Here is a 21702-nt window from a genome sequence, read left to right as displayed (position 1 = left end):
CCTCCTTAAGCAGAGTTGTAATATACATTTTTTACAGACTTAAAATAAAATACTAATAGAACTTATTTTGAATATATCATTTAATATCTTCGTATCCTGTGTCTTCTAGCATTTTAGCTAAATTACTGTCCCCACTTTTTACAATTTTACCGTCCATCAATACGTGCACTACATCTGGCTTAATATAATCAAGAATTCTATTATAGTGAGTAATAATAAGAACTGCTGTATCCTTTGCTTTTGCCTTATTAACTCCTTCTGATACTATTCTTAATGCATCAATATCTAACCCTGAATCCGTCTCATCTAAAATAGCAAGCTTAGGCTCTAAAATAGACATTTGTAAAATTTCATTCTTTTTCTTTTCTCCACCAGAGAAGCCTTCATTTAAATAACGATTTGCATATTCTTCCTTCATATCTAATAAAGCCATCTTTTCTTTCAACAGCTTTTCAAACTTTAAAATTGAAATATTTTCATTTTTAACTGCATTGTAAGCAGTTCTTAAAAAGTTTTGTACTGTTACTCCAGGAATTTCTTCTGGATATTGGAAGGATAAAAAGATTCCTTTTTTTGCTCTTTCATCTGTTGTTAAATTATTTATCTCTTCCCCTTCTAGTAAAATACTTCCTTCCTCCACTACACCTTTCGGACTTCCCATTATAGTGTTGGATAATGTACTTTTACCGCCACCATTAGGTCCCATAATTGCGTGAATTTCACCAGGTTTAATCTCTAAATTTAAACCCTTTAAAATTTTTTTCTCTCCTATAGAAACATGTAAGTTATTAATTTTAAGCAACGATTTACTCATTTTCATAACTCCTTTTTATTTATTATTATTTTAATTTAGTTTTTTTCTTAATTCCTAGTTAGTAACTCGGAATTATATTTATTATTTTATCACATTACTATGGTTAATAGCAATAATCATTATCATTAAATTATTGTATTGATTATTTAATGTATACAGAAATTTATATTATTTTCATCATACATTGGGTAAAACATCTTTAATGAATGTTTCCATATAATAAAAAAGTCAGCCTAAAGGTATATTTGGTTTCAACCTTTAAACTGACTTATCTTCTTATTTGTCACTAATCCATTCTAACAACTTAGGAAAAATGACCTTTGCATCTTCATAGCCTGCATTATAAAGTTCTGTAAGCTTTTCCGTATCTTTTTCAATACGCTTTATTTTGACTGGTTCACTGGGTCTAATAACAAATACTTTGTTTTCTTTTTCAAGTTCATCAATATAATCTAAAGTTTTATTGTATGATTTGTAGCGGTTTAAAATAGCCTCTTGGAACTTTGGATATTTTTCGTATGCCTTTTCAAATAACCACTTACCCCGAGTAGGCTTCTTTCTATATTCCCTATCCCTAGTTAAAATTAGGACATTTACTTCATTACCATCATTTATTGATTTCCTTATGGGTATAGAATCCGTTATTCCACCATCCATAAGAGGCATACCATCTATTTCAACAATATTAGAAACTAATGGAAGACTACTAGAAGCTCTACAAACCATCATTATATCTTTACAATCTTTTTTAGAAAAATATACGGGCCTACCTGTCTCACAGTTGGATGCAACAATTACACATTCCTCTTGAGAATTATAGAAGGTTTCGTAATCAAAGGGTATAAGTTTATTTGGCATTTCGTCAAATATTAAATCCATATGAAATAGATAACCGTGACGAATCAAGTTTCTATAACTTATATAATTAGGATCATCTATAGAATCTACTGTGGCTTTCTTACTTCGTCCAATTTGTCTAGAAATATAGGATACAGCATTACCGGCTCCTGCTGAAACTCCTATTGTATAAGGAAAGTACAGATTATTCTCCATAAAAAAGTCCAATACACCACTGGTATAAACTCCCCTCATTCCTCCACCTTCAAGTACTAATCCTATTTTTTTCATAATATATCTCCCCCTTTCCTGTCTATTTAAAGCATGTCCGATACACTTTAGTTTTAAAACTCATCTTTCTATAAAGCGAGAATTAGGAAACAAATATATAATGAATATGTTCCACTTTATACTCTTCTATACTAATAATATTTATTCCTTTTTTTTATAAAAAATTGAATATACTCTTTAAAAAAATATGTTCTATCAAATCTTAAAACCTCTATTATTAATTCCAAAAATATTAATTCTAAAAAACCATGTAATGGATACAGCAAGACATCTTGCATTCATTACATGGCTATAAATATTACATTATTTAATTTATTTCCACCCTTTCCCCTGTTACCATATAAATAATCCGTTCTCCTACATTTGTGGCATGATCAGCAATACGCTCTAAATACCTACCAATAAAGAGTAGATAGGTAGCTTGTTGAATAATTTCTGGTTTTTCAATCATCATTTCAATCAATTCCATATATATATCTTCATAAATTTCATCTACTGCTTCATCCTCAAGAGCAACTTCTTTAGCTAGTTCTACATCTTCCTTCATAAAAGCATCTAGACTTTTGCTTACCATGTTTTCTGCTAACTTTGCCATCCTAGGAATATCAATAAGAGGCTTAATAAGAGGTGCATCTCCTATTTTAATGGTAATCTTAGCAATATTAACCGCATGATCCCCCATTCTTTCTAAGTCCGTTATAATTTTCAATATAGTTCCTATCATTCTTAAATCCTTTGCCATTGGCTGTTGAAGGGCTAGTAACTGCATACAGTCCTTTTCAATCTTCAGTTCTAATTCATCTATCTCGTCATCCAGCTCGTATACCTTTCTTGCCATATCTAGATCCTTGTTTACTAAGGATTGAACAGACACTTCGATAATATTTTCAACCATAGAACCCATTTTTAATAGTTTAATATTTAGTTCTCTTAATTGGGTAATAAATCTTTCTCTCATTTTATCTCCCCTCTATCCAAAACGACCTGTAATATAGTCTTCTGTCCGCTTATCTCTAGGTGTTGTGAAAATATCCTTTGTCTTCCCTACTTCAATTAATTCTCCCATTAGGAAAAAAGCAGTACTATCTGATATTCTTGCCGCCTGTTGCATTGAATGAGTTACTATTACTATTGTATACTCTTTTTTCAGTTCCATAATAAGCTCTTCGATTTTAGCTGTAGCAATTGGATCCAATGCGGATGTAGGTTCATCCATTAACAACACCTCTGGCTCCATTGCCAATGCCCTTGCAATACATAGCCTTTGCTGTTGTCCACCAGATAGTCCAAGGGCAGATTTATTTAATCGATCCTTAACTTCATCCCATAGAGCTGCTTTTCTTAAACTTTTCTCAACAATCTCATCTAGCTCTATTTTAGAATTTACTCCATATCTTTTAGGACCGTAGGCCACATTTTCATAAATTGATTTTGGAAAAGGATTTGGTTTTTGAAATACCATACCTACCCTTCTTCTAAGGGCAACTACATCTACATCTTTTTCATATATATTTTGCCCTTCTAGTTCTAAATTTCCATTTATGCGAACCCCATCTATTAAATCATTCATTCGATTTAATGTTCTTAAAAATGTTGATTTACCACAGCCAGAAGGTCCAATTAAAGCTGTTACCTTTTTTTCATCAATATTTAAGGAAATATTATTTAATGCTTGGAAGCTTCCATAATATAAATCTAGGTCCTTAACTAAAATTTTATACATATTTTACCTCCTGATTCCTTAGTTAACTGCGATTAGCTACTTTCATTTTGATTCGAATTGTAGTTGCAATAATAAAAAATATAGAAATTACTCCTAATAGCACAAGAGCAGTTCCGTATTGAATACCTTCAGGCATATTAGGTACTTGAGTAGAAATAATATATAGATGATAAGGTAGAACCATAGCCTGATCAAAAATTGATTTTGGTAATCTAGGTAAAAAGAATGCAGCTACAGTCAGTAATATTGGTGCTGTTTCTCCTGCTGCCCTACCTATACCTAATATTGCTCCAGTTAAAATTCCAGGCATTGCATGAGGCAGAACTACATGCCTTATAGTTTGCCATTTTGTAGCTCCTAGTGCTAAAGAGGCTTCCCTATATTCCGCAGACACACTTTTTAAAGCCTCTTCAGATGCTGTAATTATTACTGGAAGAATGAGACACGCTAATGTCAATGAACCTGCCAAGATTGAAGTACCAAAACCTAAAAAAAACACAAATAATCCTAATCCAAATAGACCATAAACAACTGAAGGAACTCCAGCAAGATTTAATATAGCAAGTCTTATTAGCTTTGTCAGTCTTCCTCTTTTTGCATATTCATTTAAATATATAGCAGATCCAATACCTAAAGGTAGTGCAAAGGCCATTGTTCCAAGTACTAAATACATCGTACCAACAATAGCAGGATAAATTCCACCTTCCTTCATTCCCTTCCTAGGCATTTCGGTTATGAAGCCCCAATTAATAGTTCCAATTCCTTTATATAAAATAAATCCTATAATTAGTATTATTGGTATTACTACAAGTAGCATAGTAAAGGTTAAAATGCTAAAGGCAACTTTTTCTTGAATTTTTTTCTTATCCATTACTGTGCCTCCTTTTTAGACCGAGAAACTACATAATCTGCAATTATATTTATAGCTGTACTCATTAATAACAGTACAATACCTACAGCAAATAAGGCATTGTAATGAGTACCATTTCTTACTGTATCCCCCATTTCTGCCGCAATTGTAGCTGTCATTGTTCTAGCAGGGGATAAAATATTTCCAGTTATCTTCGCTGCATTTCCTGTTACCATCATAACAGTCATTGTTTCCCCAATAGCTCTTCCAATTCCGAGCATTATAGCAGCAATGATTCCCGAAGATGCAGCAGGAACTAAAACATATCGAATAGTTTCCCATTTTGTAGCCCCCAGAGCTAGGGAAGCCTCATTATACTCCTTAGGCAAGGCATTAATAGCATCATCTGCAATACTTACTATTGTTGGTAAAGCCATTAATGATACTAATATAGAACCAGTTAATGCAGTAAATCCTGTTGATAAAGAGAAAGCATTTTTTACTAATATAGACAATACTACTATGCCTAAAAATCCTAACACTACAGAAGGAATTGCAGATAAAAACTCTATAATAATCTTTAACCATGTTCTGGCTTTAGGTCCTGCCACCTGGGAAATATATATGGCACAACCTACTCCTATAGGAACAGAAATAATAATGGCTCCTGCTGTTACCAATAATGACCCTGCCACTAGTGGCAAAATCCCATATTGGGGATTATTAGATACTGGAAACCAATTTTTGCCGAATAAAAAATCTTTCAAGGATACGTCTTTAAAAAGTGCTACTCCAGATCTAAATAGGAAAAAGAAGATTAATAAAACTATAACCACTGAAGTGATACCTAGTATAAAAATTGCTTTTTCTATTAAATATTCTCCAAGTTGATTTTTAACAGCCTTCTTAAGACTTTTCTTATGCTGGTTTTTTGGTATGTTCATAGTAGCTTCCTTCATATAACCACCTCACGATTATCACCATATTTTCTATAGCAAAGACTAAGTTCAGATAGAGCTTTAACTCCATCCGAACCTTTAAGTCTATTAATAATCAATATCTACTACTTAACTGGAATAAATCCAATTTCCTCAACAATACTTTGTCCTTCTTGTCCCATAATAAAGTCCATATATAGTTTAACAACTCCTTCTGGGTTCCCTGCTGTATATAAGAATAATGGTCTAGAAACTGGATAGTCTCCTGCATTAATAGTTTCTAAGGATGGCATTACACCTTCGCTACTATCGTCTTTTTTAACAGGTACAACCTTAATTTCATCGTTAGCATAAGCAAGTCCTATATAACCAATTCCACTTGTATCCTGTTTTAATCCTTCAACTATAGCTTGGTTTGATGGCATTAATAGAGCTGAAGTAGCGTACTCTTCATCCTTTAATACAAATTCTTTAAAGAACACATAAGTTCCTGAGTTAGATTCCCTTGACATAATTACGATATTTTCATCATTGCCACCGATCTCTTTCCAGTTAGTTATCTTTCCTGTAAAAATACCTTTTAATTGTTCTAGAGTTACAGCTTCTATAGGGTTATCTTTATTTACTGCAATAGCAATACCATCTCTACCTACAACAAATTCTTTTAGTTCAAAACCGTTAGCCTTTGCCTCTTCCATTTCCTTATCCTTAATTTGTCTAGAGGACTGTGCAATATCAGCAGTTCCGTTAATAATTGCTGCAATCCCTGTACCAGATCCTCCACCTGTAACTGCCAGTTGAGCCTCTGGATTTTTATCCATAAATTGTTCTGCCCATAATTGTCCAAGGTTAACCATAGTATCAGAACCCTTAATCTCTACTAATTTACTAAAATCAACTTCATTATTTTCATTTTGCTCCACAGAACCTGAATTATTACCTTCGTTGGTTGGTATATCTTTCCCACAACCTATTAATGCTACTGATGCCGCCATTACTAATGCTAATAATAAAGCTATTTTTTTCAATTTACATTCTCCCTTCGTAATCCCAATGTTTTAATTTGTATTCCCTACCTTACAAATTAATTATAATATCCTGTTGTTTTTCAATGGTTAACCCTGAGTTAATCCTCTGTTATATTTGTTAATCCTCTGTTATGTTTGTGTTAACTATTTCAAATTTAGACACCATGCCACTTAATTGGCCTGAAGTATTACTTAGTCCTTTTGCAATATCATCTATATTTCCCATAGTTACAGATTGTTCATAGGTTCCTTTTGCAATTTCCTTAGCTCCTTGAACTGTATATTCTATCATTTCGCCTATTTGCTCCATATACTGCTGTACCTGTTTTGTACCTAATGCTTGTTTCTTTGCAGCCTCGTATGAAATAAAAAATAAGATATATATGTTTGTCATATATATCTTATTTTCGTCAAATGAATTCTAGCATATGTTGCGGTTAAATCGTTTTATAAGCAATGTTAGAATTAAGATATGATTAATCATTCCAATGACAATAAAAAACCAAAATCCTGTTCCACCTTCAGCTGCTCTAACAACCGACAGTATTGACCAATAATATGGAAACATAGCTCCAGTCCATCGCCATATTGACTTTAGTATATATCCTAATAAAGGTGATAAAATTAAAATACTTAATGTTTTAGACAATGTTAACCCCTCTATTTTATTGCTTGCAAAGTTTGATATAAATAAAGCAGCCATTGGTGCCTCTAATGACATCATAATAGCAATTAATATAGTGGATATAAAAGATATAGTAGTGAAACCTACAATAGGCAATATAACTATTGCATAAAAAAAACTAATCATTGTCGGAAACAATACTCTATAGGCTATATATCCTTTTTTCTCAATTGGAGTAATCATTAACACTAAATGTACACCGTCATCTTTTTCATCAAGCATTAGAAGACCTATCATTACCCCTATTAGCAAGGCAGGAAAAGCTAAAAAATAAGCGGAAATTATATTATAATGAGCAGAAATATTAATATAGGGTTTGAATCCCCTTGATATTATGGGAATACCATAACGTCCTATTAATGCTAAAATAAAAGGTCCTATAGTCATTAAAATAAACATAGGTTCTCTTGTCATATTCCTTATATCATTAATCATCAATTTAAGAAGCTTTTTCATACTATTTTCCCCCTTGGTCTAATATGATATATTTATAAAACCAAGTATATGACCATTTATAAACTAGAACAATACAAAGCATCAAATAAACAATACTATATAAAAATTGCCATAACTTAATTGAATAAAAGGCTCCTCTTATCAACAATAAAGAAGCATAGGTGGGGAAAATATAAAACAGAGGACTTTTAATTATAGAAAAGTGCTCTAGCAAGGGTAAAAACAATACCATAATGTAAGGAATTGAACTCCACATATACCGATTAACTGTGTTAAATCGAGCTACAGCCACTATACCAATTAAAATGAAAAGGAAAGAAGTCATAGCTACCCCTATTGCTAATAAAAAATAATTTACATGGTATTCATATGCAAAAAATACAATAACTAAGCTTGTTATCAAGGATAAAATTGAAAGAGAAATCACTTTAGAAATTATATATTCATTAATAGTTAATGGAGTACACACCAAATGCTCTATTACATTTTCGCTTTTTTCTAATAATATAATTGCACCAATAAAGAAAAAACCAAGAACAGAAGGATCTTGTAAAATGACGAATATAGTACCTTTTGATACCAGCTCTATTGGTAAATATCTTAAAATTAGAATATATATTAAGGTGATCACAATATACACAGTATAAAACCCATATTTGATTTGTAAAGTTATATCACCTTTAATACTATTAATTAATCTTTTCATATTAGTCCCCTCCCTGTCACCTCAATAAAAACATCTTCCAAAGTTGGTTCATGACTATGCATTGTCTTTACTTTGTTTTCTTGGAGACATTTAATAAATTGTTGATTCTCTCCTATAGACTCTAAAGGAAATTCCTTAGATAGAATCATTCCTTTACTTTCATATTCCACGGTAACAATTGATTTAGCCCCCCTCAGTTTTAACTGTTTTGGAGAACTAATAAGTTTAATTTCTCCATCTACTATAAAAGCAACTTGATCACAAAGTTCTTCAGCTACCTGCATATTATGGGTAGTTAAAAAAATAGTTTTTCCTTCTTCCTTTTTTTGCAAAATAATCTCTTTTATTCTTTTACCACTGACAGGATCCAATCCTGAAGTTGGTTCATCAAGGAAAATTAATTGAGGTTGATGAATTAAAGATCTAACGAAGTTTAACCTCATTTTCATCCCCTTTGAATATTTACTAACCTTTATGTTAGCTTTATCTTCTAATCCTACTAACTTTAAAAGTTTTCTCGGTTCTTCTGTAGGCCCATTATAAAAAGAGCGAATAAAGTTCAAATTTTCTATGGCAGTAAGCTTATGATATAAATTAGGTAGTTCAAAGGAAACCCCTATTTTCTCATAATAATCTCCTCTCCAATCTCTTATTTCTTTATCCATTACAATAGCCTTGCCCTCATAATGTTTCATAAGCCCTATTAATATTCTTTGAGTTGTGCTTTTTCCTGCACCGCTTGGTCCCAAAAATCCAAATATCTGTCCCTTTTCTACTTTGAAATTTAAGTCCTTTAATATTTCTTTTTTTGAATAAGGATATGAAAATCTCAAATTTTCAACTACTATCAAAATAATCCCTCCATGTAAAATAGAATAATAAAAATCACTCGTTCTTTTTTGGATTAAAAAAAATAAAGTTGTTAAGTACTAGCAATACAGGTAATCATTTGTTTATAATAATTACCTGTTTACCTTTATATTAAATACACCAATAATATAAAATAGAAAATATTCTGTCAACAAATTCTTCTTTTCTTCTTTTGAATAGGAGGTTCTTAGTATATCCATCATTCCTTCTAGGAATCCCGAAGCTACAGCATGGCAAAATCCAAAGAGGTTCTCTTTCTTCTCATTTGAAATATTTACATTCTTTAGATGAACTGATAAATGTTCTGATAATAAGTCAATAAACTTAGACTTTATATTTTCATACTTAGTTCCTTCGCTTCCATCAACCAAAATTAAAAAGCTCGAATCAAACATACTATCATACTTATTAAAAGAAAATTTAATAATAGTTTTTAAAAAATCGATATTAACACTCTCGTCAAAAGTAAAATCTTTAAAGCTTTCATCTTCATGATTATTCAAAAGCGAAATAAATTCATCAAACGCTGGAGTAGTAATAGTATAAAAAATTTCCTCTTTGCTACTAAAATAGTTATATAAATTTCCTATAGTAGTACCAGCTGACTTTGCAATTTGCCGCATAGATGCTTTTTCAAATCCATTATTTAAAAACTCTGCTTTTCCACTATCCAAAATTGACTGCTTTACTTCTTCTTTAAGTACTTGCATAAAAAATCACCTGTTCTTTTTTATATATTATATCATAATACTGATTCAAATAAAACATTTAATAAAAAATTTAAAAAAGATTTGATATACAAATCAATATATTTTTACTCTAAGCCTCTTTATGTTTAATTACTGTTTACCAAATATTTTATTCTATTATTTTATCAACTTAATCCAATTTCTTTAAGTTCTTTTTCTCTAGTCACAAACAATCTATTTATTTTTTAAAATTCTATATGATCCACATTATAGTACTATATTGCAATAAATTTTAATCCTAATGAGTCCTTACTTTATTAAAGGTATCTCATTCATTGAATATATTGAGCATATATGGAAAAAATATTTTAAAGTCTATAGTTATTTATTAAATATTTATCTAAAAGGAGAGGGCTCTATGAATGATGTAGGGAGAATTGGAATAAGTATTCCAAGGAAGGAGGCTTGGGATAAAGTTACTGGAGCTGCAAAATATAATGCAGATATAATCAGTCCTAATACTTTATACGCTAAAGTGCTTACTAGCTCCTATGCCCATGCATTAATAAAACACATTGATATTTCAAGATCAGCTAAAGCTGCTGGTGTTCAAGCTGTAATTACGGGTGATTATTTACCTGTACTAAGCGGTCCTGTAATTGAAGATAGACCTCCTATTGCAAAGGATAAGGTAAGATATTTTGGAGAGCCTGTGGCTGTAGTAGTGGCAAATAGTGAGGCAGAGGCTATGAGCGCTGTAAAACTTATAAAAGTTATTTACGAGCCACTAACAGTAATAAATTCTATAAATGACTCTATAAAATTAGATGCACCTTTGATACACGAAAACCTAGGCCAGTACTATTGCCCAGTTAATGATGTATATCCAAAGCCTAATACAAATATTGCAAGTCATGAAAAAATAAGAAAAGGTAATATAGCTCAAGGTTGGCAAGAAAGTGATGTAATTATAGAATCTAACTTTTCACTTCCTAAATCAGATCATCTTGCTATGGAAACCCGAAATGCTAAAGCAGAAATATTACCAAATGGAAATGTGATAATACATACTTCTTCTCAAACTCCTTTTTCAGTTCAAGAGCAGCTTAGCAAATTTTATAATATACCAGAAGGAAATATTATTGTTCGTGTTCCTTTAGTTGGAGGAGCATTTGGCGGAAAAGCTACTGTTAATCTTGAACTTCTAGCATATCTTGCTTCAACTGCAGTTGGAGGAAGATTAGTTGAAATAGCTAATTCTAGAGAAGAGGATATAACTAGCTCCCCATCTAAAATAGGTGTTGAAGCTAAACTTAAAATAGGTGCTACTAAAGACGGTTTACTAAAAGCTTTAGAGTGTATCTATTATGTAGATTGTGGAGCTTATACTGATAGTGGACCACGCATGGCTAAAGCAATAGCCTCAGACTGTACCGGCCCATATAATATTGAAAATGTTTGGTGCGATTCTATTTCTGTCTATACTAATAGGGTATATGTTACAGCTTACCGTGGCTTTGGTCATGGAGCATTTACTTTTTGCATTGAAAGAATTTTAGATAAGCTAGCGACATCCTTAGGAATAGATCCTTTAGAATTAAGAATGAAGAATGCTATAGGTCCAGGAAACTCTTCCCCAACACAGGCGCCTATAACATTAAGTAATACTGGTAATTTAACTAGCTGCTTACAAAAATTAAAAGAAGTTATAAATTGGAAAGAGGGTACAAGAATAGAATCGGATAATGGCATGATACGTACAAAAGGAATAAGCTGTTTTTGGAAGACCTCCTCTTCTCCTACAGATGCTACCTCTGGTGTTATTCTCACCATGAATGCTGATGGAAGTGTTAATCTTAACTTTGGTGCCGTTGAAATTGGTCCTGGCATGAAAACTACAATATCACAAATACTTGCTGAAAAACTTAAAATAGATATTAACAAAATTCACGTATTTATGGACGTGGATACTCAAATTAGCCCTAAACATTGGAAAACCGTTGCAAGCATGACAACTCTTATGGTTGGAAATGCTGTAATTAAAGCAGCTGATGATTTAATACAAAAGCTATGCTCAATTGGGTCAATATTACTTAAATGTACTCCAGATGATTTAGATGTAGCAGATCAAAAAGTATATTTAAAAGATGATCCTAGGATATATATTGAATTTAAAAATATAGCCATTGGCTATAAATATGCTGATGGTAATTCTATAGGCGGACAAATTATCGCCTCTGGCAATTACATGATGAAACGCCTTACTCCACTGAATAAAGAAACAGGGCAAGGAAAACCAGGTGTATCTTGGACTGTAGGCGCCCAAGCTGTAGAAATAGAGTACGATTCTAAAATGTATACTTATAGATTGTTAAAAGCCGCAACTATTATTGATATAGGTAAAGTAATTAATCCTAAAACTGCTGCAGGACTTATAATGGGTGGCATGAGCATGGGATTAGGTCTAGCTACTAGAGAAGAGTTTTCATATGATGATAAAGGTATATTAGAAAACACTTCTCTTAGAACTTATAAATTAATGCGCTATGGAGAAAATCCTAAATATATAGTTGATTTTATAGAAACCCCTCAAATTGATGCTCCCTTTGGTGCTAGGGGTATAGGTGAACATGGTATCCTTGGAATACCTGCTGCTGTGGCTAATGCTATATCATTAGCAACTGAGGCTGAATTTGATAAATTACCAATATCCCCTGAAGAAATATGGAGAACAAAAACTGGAGGTTACTATGATACCCTTTAATTTTGAATATTATAAGCCAGAAACAGTAGAAGAGGCTGTTAACCTATTTAATAAATTAAAGATTATAGGAAAAAAACCTATGTATTATGGTGGTGGAACTGAGTTCATTAGTATGGCTAGAACACACAACATATATACAGAGGCAGTCATTGATATTAAGGCTATTCCAGAATGTAATATTTATCAATTGCAAAATAATGAGTTAATAATCGGTTCTGCCATAACTCTTACTAATATTGCTGAGTTAAATCTTTTTCCATTACTTAGCTTGGCCGTTAAAAGAATAGCAGATCATACAATACAAGGTAAAATCACGCTTGGCGGTAATTTAGCTGGCACCATAATATATCGTGAAGCTGTATTGCCTCTTATGGTAGCAGATAGTGAAGTAGTTATAGCAGGTACTGATGGAATCAAAAAAATTCCTTTAAGAGATGTATTTGATAGAAGGATTCAGCTTAATGAAGGCGAAATGATTATACAAACCGTTACAAATAACCAATTTCTTTCTATGCCTTACATACATGTAAAAAGAACAAAAAACGAAAAAATAGATTATCCTCTAATTACAATGGCTGGTTTAAAAAATAATAATAGAATAAGCATTGCCTTCAGTGGAGTTTGTGAATATCCTTTTAGATCCTCTTTAATAGAAGACATTTTAAATGATAATTCAGTTTCTGTAAATGAAAAAATAAATAAAGCTATAAATAATATGCCTGACCAAATATTAAACGATCTTAGTGGTTCTTCAGAATATAGAAAATTTATGCTACATACAATGTTGTATGAAGCCCTAAGTGAGTTAGGGGTGGTAAGTTAGATGTTTGAAATTTTAAACAATACAGTCATAACTTTAAATATAAATGGAGAAGATAGGCAGGTAATAGCTAAACCTTCTGATGTTTTATTATACACCTTACGAGAAGAATTAGGTCTTACTGGGGCAAAACCTGGCTGTGAAAATGGTGACTGTGGAGCCTGTACCATTTTGGTAGATAACTGGCCTATAAAGTCCTGCCTCATGCTTACAGTTGAGGCTATTGGTAAGCAAATACTTACTATTGAAGGATTAAAAAACGCTCCTATACAAAGAGCCTTTGTTGAAAACTGGGGTTTTCAATGTGGCTACTGCACTTCTGGATTTTTAATGGTTTGTCATGCCCTTGCAAATATTCGCCCTGATGCAAATGATTATGTAATACAAGAGTGGCTTCAGTCTAATTTATGTAGATGCACAGGATATGAAGAGATTGAAAATGCTATAAAATCCATTTTAAATAGTGAAGTTTAAAAAATACTAAATAATAATAAAGTAGAATTCATTATTTTCCATGCATATAAGCATATTCACATTCTTCATTCAGTAATTAATTTAAAATAGAATGGAATTTAGAAAATATGAAAGTAGAAGGAATAATTTTAGCTGGTGGATTATCAACGAGATTGGGCACTAATAAATTACTACTAAACATAGATGGATCCGCTGTAATTGAGAGATGTATTTGTGGAATGCGTGATCTATGCTCGAGAATCATAGTAGTAGGTGGCCATAGTTCAAAAGATATAAATCATATATTGAATAAATATCCTAAAGTAGAATTAATTGATAATCCTAATTATTTAGATGGTATGTTTAGTTCGGTAAAAATGGGATTTAGTCATATTGTAGGAGAAAGAGTATTTCTAATTCCTGGAGATTATCCTGTAGTTGATAAACAAACTTACATAGATATGTTAAAAATTGATGAAGATATAGTCATTCCGACATACAATGGAAGAAAAGGTCACCCATTATTGATGAAAAGCTATTTAATAGAAGAATTATCAAAAGATACTACTTGCAAGACCTTACGGGATTTTACTACTAAAAAAGGGTTTGCATCTATAAATGTTACAGACCCCGGTATATTAATGGATATAGATACTATTGAGGACTATAAAAAAGTCCTTATGTATCTTCAGCAAAGAATTAGAAGCTAAGTTTTTTATTCAATTGAAAAAACCATCCTATATCTATGTTAGGACGGTTTTTTATGATTATATTTTAAACTTATTAAGCTTTTACTGTTTGCATAAAAAATCACCTGTTCTTTTTTATATATTATACTACTAATTCAAATAAAGCATTTTAATAAAAAAATTCGTCTGATGCTGTTGCATCGACTCATGGCCCACTCAATAAAAAAAGACTTAAGATACAAATTAGTACATTTCTATCTTAAGTCTCCTTAAGTTTAATTACTATTAATCAAATGTTTTATTCTATTAATCTATCAAACTTAAACCCATTTCTTTAAGCTCTTTTTCCCTATCTCTTAAAAAGCCTATCATATTTTCTATATGCTCTGTTAAGTCAATACCAAACTCCTCTGCACCTCTAGTAATATCCTCTCGGCTTATAGCTCTAGCAAAGGCTTTGTCCTTTAACTTCTTCTTTACAGATTTTACTTCTAAATCATCAAAGCTTCTTGAAGGTCTAACTAATACACATGCAACTATAAAGCTAGCCAGCTCATCTACACTATAAAGAGCCTTATCTAAATTACTTTTTCTTTCTGTATCTGTATAGTTTGCATGTCCCTTTACTGCATATATAATATCTTCTTCAAACCCTTCTTCCTTTAATATTTCTAATCCTTTATAGGGATGCTCATCTGGATATTTTTCAAAATCAATGTCATGTACTAATCCTGTAACGCTCCATTTGTCAACATTTTCATTAAGTTTTTTAGCATATCCAAGCATACCTGCTTCTACTGCTAATGCGTGCTTCATAAGACTTTCACTTTCTACATACTTCTTTAGTATTGCTAAAGCTTTTTCTCTAGTCATAAAAATCCCTCCATATTTTTTGAAAATTCTATATAATTTATATTGTAGTACTATATTGCAGTAGTTCGCAAGTCCAGTTGTTTAATTGAGGTCTCACCAACATAACTCACCTCCTACAATATTTTTTTCTTTGCCCATATATCTCATTGACAAAGGTTGCCCCAAGTATAAGAATGCCACCGATTAGCTGCACTATCGTCATTTTTTCATGCAGAAATATGGTAGCTAAAATTATAGCGACTACTGGATCAATATAACTTAGAGCTGCTATGCTCTGACCAGGAAGTTCTCTCATAGACGAAAAATATAATAGGTAGACAACTCCGGTATGTACGACACCTACAATCAAAAGCAACACAATCGGCTTTACTGTCATTTTGTCAAGCTGGACCCCATCGACCAGAAGCACATACGGAAGCAGTGATACAGCTGCAATCCCCAATTGCACAATAGAGCTTTCAATTCCTGTAATATCCTTCAATCGCTTATTTAAGAATATGACAGTTGCATATAGAACCGCCGCTCCAAGACCGTACAGAATACCTACAAAATCATTTTGACCTAATGTCTGGCTTACCCCTGCAATACAAACTAGCCCAACTAAGGCAGCAACGATACACATCACCTTTAACGCATTCAGTGACTCTTTCAAAATCAATGGAGACATAATCATCACAAGTACAGGAGCGAAGTAATAGCAGATGGTCGCATTAGATATGGTTGTGTACTTATAGGCCTGAAAAAGAAAAATCCAGTTCACTCCAAGTGCAATACCAGAAGCAATCAAAATCCATCGGTTTGCTTTTATTTTCTCTCCACTGACTTTCTGACTTGACAGTAAGCTAAACACAAATATAAATACGCAGCCCAATATGCCTCTTACCAGTGCAATCTGAGCAGATGAAAATGGAATGTTCCTAACGAACAAACCCATGCTTCCTACAATCAGCATTGACAACACAAATTGAATCCTTGCCTTCTTCATAATGGTCTCCTTTCGAACTGCCTTTTCGCTTGCAATCTAGATGGCAATCTGCTACAATATATTTTACAATCATTCGCTTTATTAAACGTTAGATATATTATACAAATGTACAATATATTTGTCAATAGGAGGATTTCTATGAACTTAAATTATATAATTTCTACAAATTTAAAGAGATTAAGAACAGATCGCAATCTTAGTCTCGGTCAATTATCCGAGTTGTCAGGTGTCAGTAAGGTAATGCTCTCTCAGATAGAGAAAGGTGAGTCTAATCCAACCATCAACACAATTTGGAAGATTGCCATCGGTCTGAATGTGCCTTATACCCGACTGATTGATTCTCCAATGGACGATGCCGTTGTCATCCGCAAGAGCGACTGTAAGAAGCAGTCAGAAAATAAGAATTCCTTTGTCTCCTACTGTTACTACACCACCGATCCCAACCGAAGTTTTGAATTATTTAAGGTTGAGTTGCAGCCTCATTGTAAGCATAACTCTGACGGTCATAATCCTAAAACTCAGGAATACATTTTTGTAATTCGGGGTGAATTGACGATTCAGCTGACTACAGAGAAATATGTGCTCCAAGAAGGTGACTCTATCCAATTTGACTGCTCCCTTCCGCATACCTATATCAATAATTTGGATACGGTGGTTGAGTTTACAAATATAATTTATTACTACTAAAAATGATGTATTCGTTATGAGGGTAGCATTTACAGTCTAGGAAGGATTATAATGTGAGAATAGAAAAAGCCACCCTATATATTTACTCTTAGGGTGGTTTTAAAGTATTACACTATATTTTTATTTCAAACCTATTAAGCTTTTACAGCTGTTGCCTTTGGACTTGAGAATAGGAATTGAATATATTTAGTCAATACATATAATACAAATAATACGGCAATAACTTCCTCAAACTTCACGATAGGTTTTAACCAAGCTATCGTATTGCCAGACTTCGCTAAAAATCCATTAGTAAGCTTAATTGCAACTCCACTAATTACAAATGGGAAGGTATATGAAGAGTAACTAGGATAAAAAGGAAGCTTTAATAGTTTTGGCATATATAATAGGGCTACTGCTAACATAATTAAGGATAATGCCGCTAGAAATCCTACAATACCCATATTTTTATTCGGGAAAGAATTTATATATCCAGCTAAACAAAGACTAGCAGGTGCCGCAAATATAGCCATAGTAGGTAGTGCAGGGTCCGGAATTTCCTTTACCTTTACAACCCTATATATAACTATTGGAAGTAGTATTATATAGCTAATAAATCCGAACCAAAATAAATACTGTCCAATTACGGCTTGATTATAAGCAGGTGCAGTTACGCTTCCTACCACAATTCCTACATAAACAATAAACCAGCTTGGGAAAACCTCTTTAATATTAAAACTTAACAGGTATCTCTTTGTAAAGTAAAGTATTAAAACAACATGTAATCCAAGCCCTACTAACCATATTCCATAGGAAACAGAAGGAAAATATGGTTTAATATAAGTAGCTAGAAGCATAATTCCCATTGATAAAGTAGGACTTACACTAGCCACAACTGGGTTATCCATGCTCTCTTTTACTCCATTAGGGTCTGTAACTATCTTTATTATAAGTAAAAGTAGCAAGACTGCCGATACTCCTCCCAATATATTTCTATACATATCTCCATAGGATTGAATTAAGTTGCCTAATGCAGCTAAACCTAGCATTAAGCCTGCCATTGGTATAGGTACTTTTTTAACGATTTGCCCCATATCCATCACCCCATTATTTATCGATATTTACAATGTTTAATTCTCTAGCTATAATCTCAGCTGCTTTTTCTGCTATTTCACCTGTAAAAGAAATACATTGTTCTTTATGCTCTCCTGAACCCATATCCATTCCATGTGTTAATACCTTACAACATAAAACCTTATGGTTGCTTTTAAAGCTCTCTTGTAATTCATTAGCAAGTGCTAAGGTGTTTTGAACCTTAGTGTCTCCACCCTTTGTTCTTCCAAAGAAGTATCCAAGACACATAATTCCGCCTGATACAGCCCCACAGACACACTTTGACTTACCAATTCCTATAGGAAATCCAGATGCCATAGCCACCATTTCTTCAGGCATATCAATTTCAAAGTTATCTCTAATAGAACTAACTATAGCTTCAGAACAAAAAAAGTCTCCCTTTCTATATAAAGCCTCTGCGTCCTCTTTAACTTTTCGTATACTTATTTCTTTTTTCATTTGGTAAGTCCTCCCTTTAAATTAAATAAAATCGTTAAATATTTATACAATATCTGAATAATTTCAATATAGCATAGGGAATAAAGAATTAAAAATAGATTCTATCTATTAAACAATCATTATGTATTGAAAAAATAAATATAATCATACATATTGGTATCCCATTAAATGTGGAGACACAAGTAGATAAGTTGGAAGTTTCAGGGTTAAATCAATTAAAGCAACAAAGAGCGTAGACTTCTTGTTCTTTTATTGGTATAATTAGGTAAATGTTTTGTTGTTAAATAATCTTGAAGGGGGTACTAGAGTGGGAAACAAAGGGGGTATTAGAGTGAGAAACAAATTATTAAGTATAGTATTAATTATTGTAGTAATTAGTACAGTTTTTGTAGGGTGTGAAAGCCAAGCAATTCAGTCTATAACTGAAAAATTTGATTCAGGAGAGAAACAGAACTTTGAACAAAAAATAGAAGTATATCCAGAACCCATAAATTATAATAGAGGAAAATTATTAGATATTAAGGAAGTTTTTGATGAAAATAGAGGCAGATATGAGTTAAGGGGATATGATATATCTGACTTAGATTTAACACAAGTAAATTTTGAACAATTTATATTTGATAGTCAAACAAAATGGCCAAAAAAGCTTCCCGACGGATTTGATATAGAAACTATTATAAAGTATGGTAAACAACCAGGACTAGATATTGATTATCTGCACAAAGAAAAGATTACTGGAAAAGGTGTAAATGTAGGGATAATTGATGGGCGCTTATTGGTAGACCATAAAGAATTTAAAGATAATATAAAAGTATATGAAGAGATATTTGATATGGATGGACCAGCTCACTATCATGGAACACCTATAACATCAATACTATGTGGAAAAGATGTAGGGGTAGCTCCTGATGCCAACATATACTATATTGCATATTTAGACGAGGATACAGAGTATGAAAATGGATATATACACCTAGCAAACGCTATAGAAAGAATGATTGAAATAAATAAAGATTTACCAGAAGACAACAAAATCAAAGTAGTATCAATATCATCTGGTTGGGATCCAAACAGCAAAAATGCAGAAGCAATTTACAATGCTATTGAAAAAGCAAGACAAGAAAACATATTTATTGTGACAGCACGACTTTTTGACACTGATAATCTTCACTTTGCTGGACTCAACAGGAATCCAATGTCTGATCCAAAGTATATAGAATCATATAGTGCAGATTATTATCTGGAACCATATGATTCAGCAGAGGATATATTAATGGTACCTATGGATGCAAGATGGTTAGCCAGCCCAACTGGAAAAGATGAGTATGTAATGTATAGTAAAGGTGCGTGGAGTATGGTTATACCATACATTAGTGGACTATATGCGTTGGCATGTGAAGTAAATCCAGATATAACTCCAGATGTATTTTGGAATTTAGCTTTATCAACTGGAGACACACTTGATGGGGTAAAACAAGATAATAAATATGAAGGTAAAAATATGAAAATAGTTAATCCTAAAAAACTAATTTCCGCGATTACTTCAAACATTAATAATTAAGAAAAAATACAAGAGGACAGCAAGTTATCATCCATGCTGGGCACCACCATAAAAAAACTCCTACTTAATCATAGGAGTTTTTTTAAAAGCTCTATTGTCTATTTTTTTTAATATAAATTTCGAAACATCTTCTGCAGCATGTGGTTTACGAATTACAGAACAACATTTTACCATCTTTTCTCTCTTTTGTGGGCTTTCATACAATAGTTCTTCAATGGCATCTCTTATTTCATTTAAATCTTTTAGATACATTGCTGCCCCTATATCTGAAAAGTATTGAGCATTTTTCACTTCTTGACCTGGTATAGGATCAAAAACTAATACTGGTAGCTCTTTAGTAACTGCTTCTGTCATTGTTAGCCCTCCAGCCTTTGAAACTAAAAGATGCGAGCATTCCATCAACTCATGAACATTATCACAAAATCCTAGTATCTTTACATTATGCTTCGGATTATATATCCTATTTTCTAGTTCTTCCTTTAAAGATTGATTTTTACCTGCAACTACTATTAGCTGTAAGGGTTTATTAATTTTATCTGTAGTTTTTAGAACCTCTTCTATCGATCCTAATCCTAGACCACCGCCCATAATTAATACAGTAGGTACATCCACATCTAAGCCTAATTCTATCATTTTTTCTTCCCTATTAACTGGTGTATTAAATTTACCTTCAATAGGTATTCCTGTTACACGTATCTTTGAACCTTCTATACCTCTATCTATCATCTCTTGTTTTAAAATATTGCTGCCAACAAAGTAGCTGTCAATAGTAGAGTCAAGCCACACGCTATGAGCAGTATAGTCAGTAATTATACTCGCAGTATATGTGTTAATTTTGTTTTTCCTTTTTAAATGCGATACTAGAGTTGATGGAAAAGGATTAGTAAATAAAATCACATCTGGGTTTGAAGCTTCAATTAGTGTCAGGACTTTCTTTTTATATTTATGTGCAAATATACTGCTTACCTTGCTTTGTTGATTAAGTCTCATGGTTCCTTGGTATAAAAGATTATACCAGCTAGGAACCATATCTATCATCTTTAAATAGGTTGTCTTAATAAGACTTCCAATTGTAGACGGAAAAATATCAATAAAATCAATAATCTCTATATCTAAATTATCGTGTTTATCTAATAGATGTTTTTTTATAACCTTAGCTGCCTGGTCATGTCCATAACCTACAGAAGCTGTCATAATCATTATTTTATATTTGTTTGTTAACATACTCTTTCATCCCCCATTATATATATTACAATATTACCCAATTAATGTACTTACTATCAATTTCTCATCTATATATTTGTACATATATTAAAATCAATTCTTCAACTTAATAACATTCCTACTTGATTTATTTTAATTATATCAGCATAATGTTAAAGCGGTCTTAATCAAATATTAAATTTCTCTTAAAATTTTTATATAATAATAT

Annotated in this window: 23 protein-coding genes; 6 read left to right on the top strand and 17 right to left on the bottom strand. The window is 32.2% G+C overall.

Annotation, left to right across the window (positions count from 1 at the left end; translation table 11 throughout):
* Nucleotides 1-76: 76 nt before the first annotated feature.
* The 12 genes from sufC to KQI88_RS06475 form a co-directional block, all read right to left on the bottom strand.
* Nucleotides 77-814, bottom strand: a complete 738-nt coding sequence (sufC, locus tag KQI88_RS06530) for a Fe-S cluster assembly ATPase SufC (RefSeq protein WP_216415547.1) — start codon at nucleotides 812-814, stop codon at nucleotides 77-79.
* Between the two features lie 276 nt (nucleotides 815-1090).
* Nucleotides 1091-1942 (bottom strand): patatin-like phospholipase family protein, encoded by an 852-nt coding sequence (locus KQI88_RS06525; protein ID WP_216415546.1) that lies wholly within the window; start codon nucleotides 1940-1942, stop codon nucleotides 1091-1093.
* A 307-nt stretch (nucleotides 1943-2249) separates the two neighbouring features.
* Nucleotides 2250-2900, bottom strand: a complete 651-nt coding sequence (gene phoU, locus KQI88_RS06520; RefSeq protein WP_216415545.1) for a phosphate signaling complex protein PhoU — start codon at nucleotides 2898-2900, stop codon at nucleotides 2250-2252.
* A 12-nt stretch (nucleotides 2901-2912) separates the two neighbouring features.
* On the bottom strand, nucleotides 2913-3665 hold the full coding sequence (pstB, locus tag KQI88_RS06515; protein ID WP_216415544.1) for a phosphate ABC transporter ATP-binding protein PstB: 753 nt from the start codon (nucleotides 3663-3665) through the stop codon (nucleotides 2913-2915).
* 22 nt (nucleotides 3666-3687) lie between these two features.
* Nucleotides 3688-4536 (bottom strand): phosphate ABC transporter permease PstA, encoded by an 849-nt coding sequence (gene pstA / locus KQI88_RS06510; protein ID WP_216415543.1) that lies wholly within the window; start codon nucleotides 4534-4536, stop codon nucleotides 3688-3690.
* Nucleotides 4536-5474 carry a phosphate ABC transporter permease subunit PstC gene (pstC, locus tag KQI88_RS06505; RefSeq protein WP_216415542.1) on the bottom strand — a complete coding sequence of 313 codons (939 nt, stop codon included), beginning with the start codon at nucleotides 5472-5474 and terminating at the stop codon, nucleotides 4536-4538. Before pstC ends, pstA begins: the two co-directional genes overlap by 1 nt.
* A gap of 104 nt (nucleotides 5475-5578) precedes the next feature.
* Entirely contained in the window at nucleotides 5579-6481 is a 903-nt protein-coding gene (locus KQI88_RS06500) for a PstS family phosphate ABC transporter substrate-binding protein (protein ID WP_216415541.1), read from the bottom strand.
* Between the two features lie 118 nt (nucleotides 6482-6599).
* Nucleotides 6600-6875, bottom strand: coding sequence for a methyl-accepting chemotaxis domain-containing protein (locus tag KQI88_RS06495; RefSeq protein WP_216415540.1), 276 nt, complete (start codon nucleotides 6873-6875; stop codon nucleotides 6600-6602).
* Between the two features lie 27 nt (nucleotides 6876-6902).
* Nucleotides 6903-7622 (bottom strand): hypothetical protein, encoded by a 720-nt coding sequence (locus tag KQI88_RS06490; protein ID WP_216415539.1) that lies wholly within the window; start codon nucleotides 7620-7622, stop codon nucleotides 6903-6905.
* Between the two features lies 1 nt (nucleotide 7623).
* Nucleotides 7624-8328: an ABC transporter permease gene (locus KQI88_RS06485; RefSeq protein WP_216415538.1), complete on the bottom strand. Its 705-nt coding sequence runs from the start codon at nucleotides 8326-8328 to the stop codon at nucleotides 7624-7626.
* Complete coding sequence (locus tag KQI88_RS06480) at nucleotides 8325-9179, bottom strand: ABC transporter ATP-binding protein (protein ID WP_216415537.1); 855 nt, start codon at nucleotides 9177-9179, stop codon at nucleotides 8325-8327. The genes KQI88_RS06485 and KQI88_RS06480 overlap by 4 nt, the downstream gene beginning before the upstream one ends.
* A 111-nt stretch (nucleotides 9180-9290) precedes the next feature.
* The gene (locus KQI88_RS06475; RefSeq protein WP_216415536.1) at nucleotides 9291-9908 is read right to left on the bottom strand and encodes a TetR/AcrR family transcriptional regulator; all 618 of its coding nucleotides are present in this window, start codon (nucleotides 9906-9908) and stop codon (nucleotides 9291-9293) included.
* Nucleotides 9909-10305: 397 nt separating this feature from the next.
* Here KQI88_RS06475 and KQI88_RS06470 point away from each other — a divergent pair, with 397 nt between their 5' ends.
* The 4 genes from KQI88_RS06470 (at nucleotide 10306) to KQI88_RS06455 (ending at nucleotide 14634) form a co-directional block, all read left to right on the top strand.
* On the top strand, nucleotides 10306-12651 hold the full coding sequence (locus KQI88_RS06470) for a xanthine dehydrogenase family protein molybdopterin-binding subunit (RefSeq protein WP_216415535.1): 2346 nt from the start codon (nucleotides 10306-10308) through the stop codon (nucleotides 12649-12651).
* Complete coding sequence (locus KQI88_RS06465; RefSeq protein ID WP_216415534.1) at nucleotides 12638-13474, top strand: FAD binding domain-containing protein; 837 nt, start codon at nucleotides 12638-12640, stop codon at nucleotides 13472-13474. Before KQI88_RS06470 ends, KQI88_RS06465 begins: the two co-directional genes overlap by 14 nt.
* Nucleotides 13475-13945: a (2Fe-2S)-binding protein gene (locus KQI88_RS06460; RefSeq protein ID WP_216415533.1), complete on the top strand. Its 471-nt coding sequence runs from the start codon at nucleotides 13475-13477 to the stop codon at nucleotides 13943-13945. It abuts the gene before it with no gap.
* Nucleotides 13946-14052: 107 nt separating this feature from the next.
* Nucleotides 14053-14634, top strand: a complete 582-nt coding sequence (locus KQI88_RS06455; RefSeq protein ID WP_216415532.1) for a nucleotidyltransferase family protein — start codon at nucleotides 14053-14055, stop codon at nucleotides 14632-14634.
* Nucleotides 14635-14919: 285 nt separating this feature from the next.
* On the opposite strand, the gene KQI88_RS06450 is transcribed toward KQI88_RS06455, so the two are convergent.
* On the bottom strand, nucleotides 14920-15486 hold the full coding sequence (locus KQI88_RS06450; RefSeq protein ID WP_216415531.1) for an HDIG domain-containing metalloprotein: 567 nt from the start codon (nucleotides 15484-15486) through the stop codon (nucleotides 14920-14922).
* A gap of 106 nt (nucleotides 15487-15592) precedes the next feature.
* Nucleotides 15593-16471 (bottom strand): DMT family transporter, encoded by an 879-nt coding sequence (locus KQI88_RS06445; RefSeq protein WP_216415530.1) that lies wholly within the window; start codon nucleotides 16469-16471, stop codon nucleotides 15593-15595.
* 138 nt (nucleotides 16472-16609) lie between these two features.
* Here KQI88_RS06445 and KQI88_RS06440 point away from each other — a divergent pair, with 138 nt between their 5' ends.
* Nucleotides 16610-17158 (top strand): helix-turn-helix domain-containing protein, encoded by a 549-nt coding sequence (locus tag KQI88_RS06440; RefSeq protein WP_216415529.1) that lies wholly within the window; start codon nucleotides 16610-16612, stop codon nucleotides 17156-17158.
* A 134-nt stretch (nucleotides 17159-17292) separates the two neighbouring features.
* Here KQI88_RS06440 and KQI88_RS06435 read toward each other — a convergent pair whose 3' ends face one another.
* Together KQI88_RS06435 and KQI88_RS06430 are read right to left on the bottom strand one after the other, a co-directional pair.
* Nucleotides 17293-18231, bottom strand: coding sequence for a TDT family transporter (locus tag KQI88_RS06435; protein WP_216415528.1), 939 nt, complete (start codon nucleotides 18229-18231; stop codon nucleotides 17293-17295).
* Nucleotides 18232-18244: 13 nt separating this feature from the next.
* A complete protein-coding gene (locus tag KQI88_RS06430; protein WP_216415527.1) occupies nucleotides 18245-18709 on the bottom strand; it encodes a C-GCAxxG-C-C family protein in 465 nt (154 codons plus the stop codon).
* 331 nt (nucleotides 18710-19040) lie between these two features.
* Here KQI88_RS06430 and KQI88_RS18290 point away from each other — a divergent pair, with 331 nt between their 5' ends.
* A complete protein-coding gene (locus KQI88_RS18290; RefSeq protein WP_216415526.1) occupies nucleotides 19041-20270 on the top strand; it encodes a S8 family peptidase in 1230 nt (409 codons plus the stop codon).
* A 60-nt stretch (nucleotides 20271-20330) separates the two neighbouring features.
* On the opposite strand, the gene KQI88_RS06420 is transcribed toward KQI88_RS18290, so the two are convergent.
* Nucleotides 20331-21494, bottom strand: a complete 1164-nt coding sequence (locus KQI88_RS06420; protein WP_216415525.1) for an MGDG synthase family glycosyltransferase — start codon at nucleotides 21492-21494, stop codon at nucleotides 20331-20333.
* Between the last annotated feature and the right edge of the window lie 208 nt (nucleotides 21495-21702).

The sequence above is a fragment of the Alkaliphilus flagellatus genome (assembly GCF_018919215.1).
Lineage (GTDB): Bacteria > Bacillota > Clostridia > Peptostreptococcales > Natronincolaceae > Alkaliphilus_B > Alkaliphilus_B flagellatus.
Note: the sequence above shows the minus strand (reverse complement) of the source record. Positions and strands in the feature narration are given on the sequence as shown.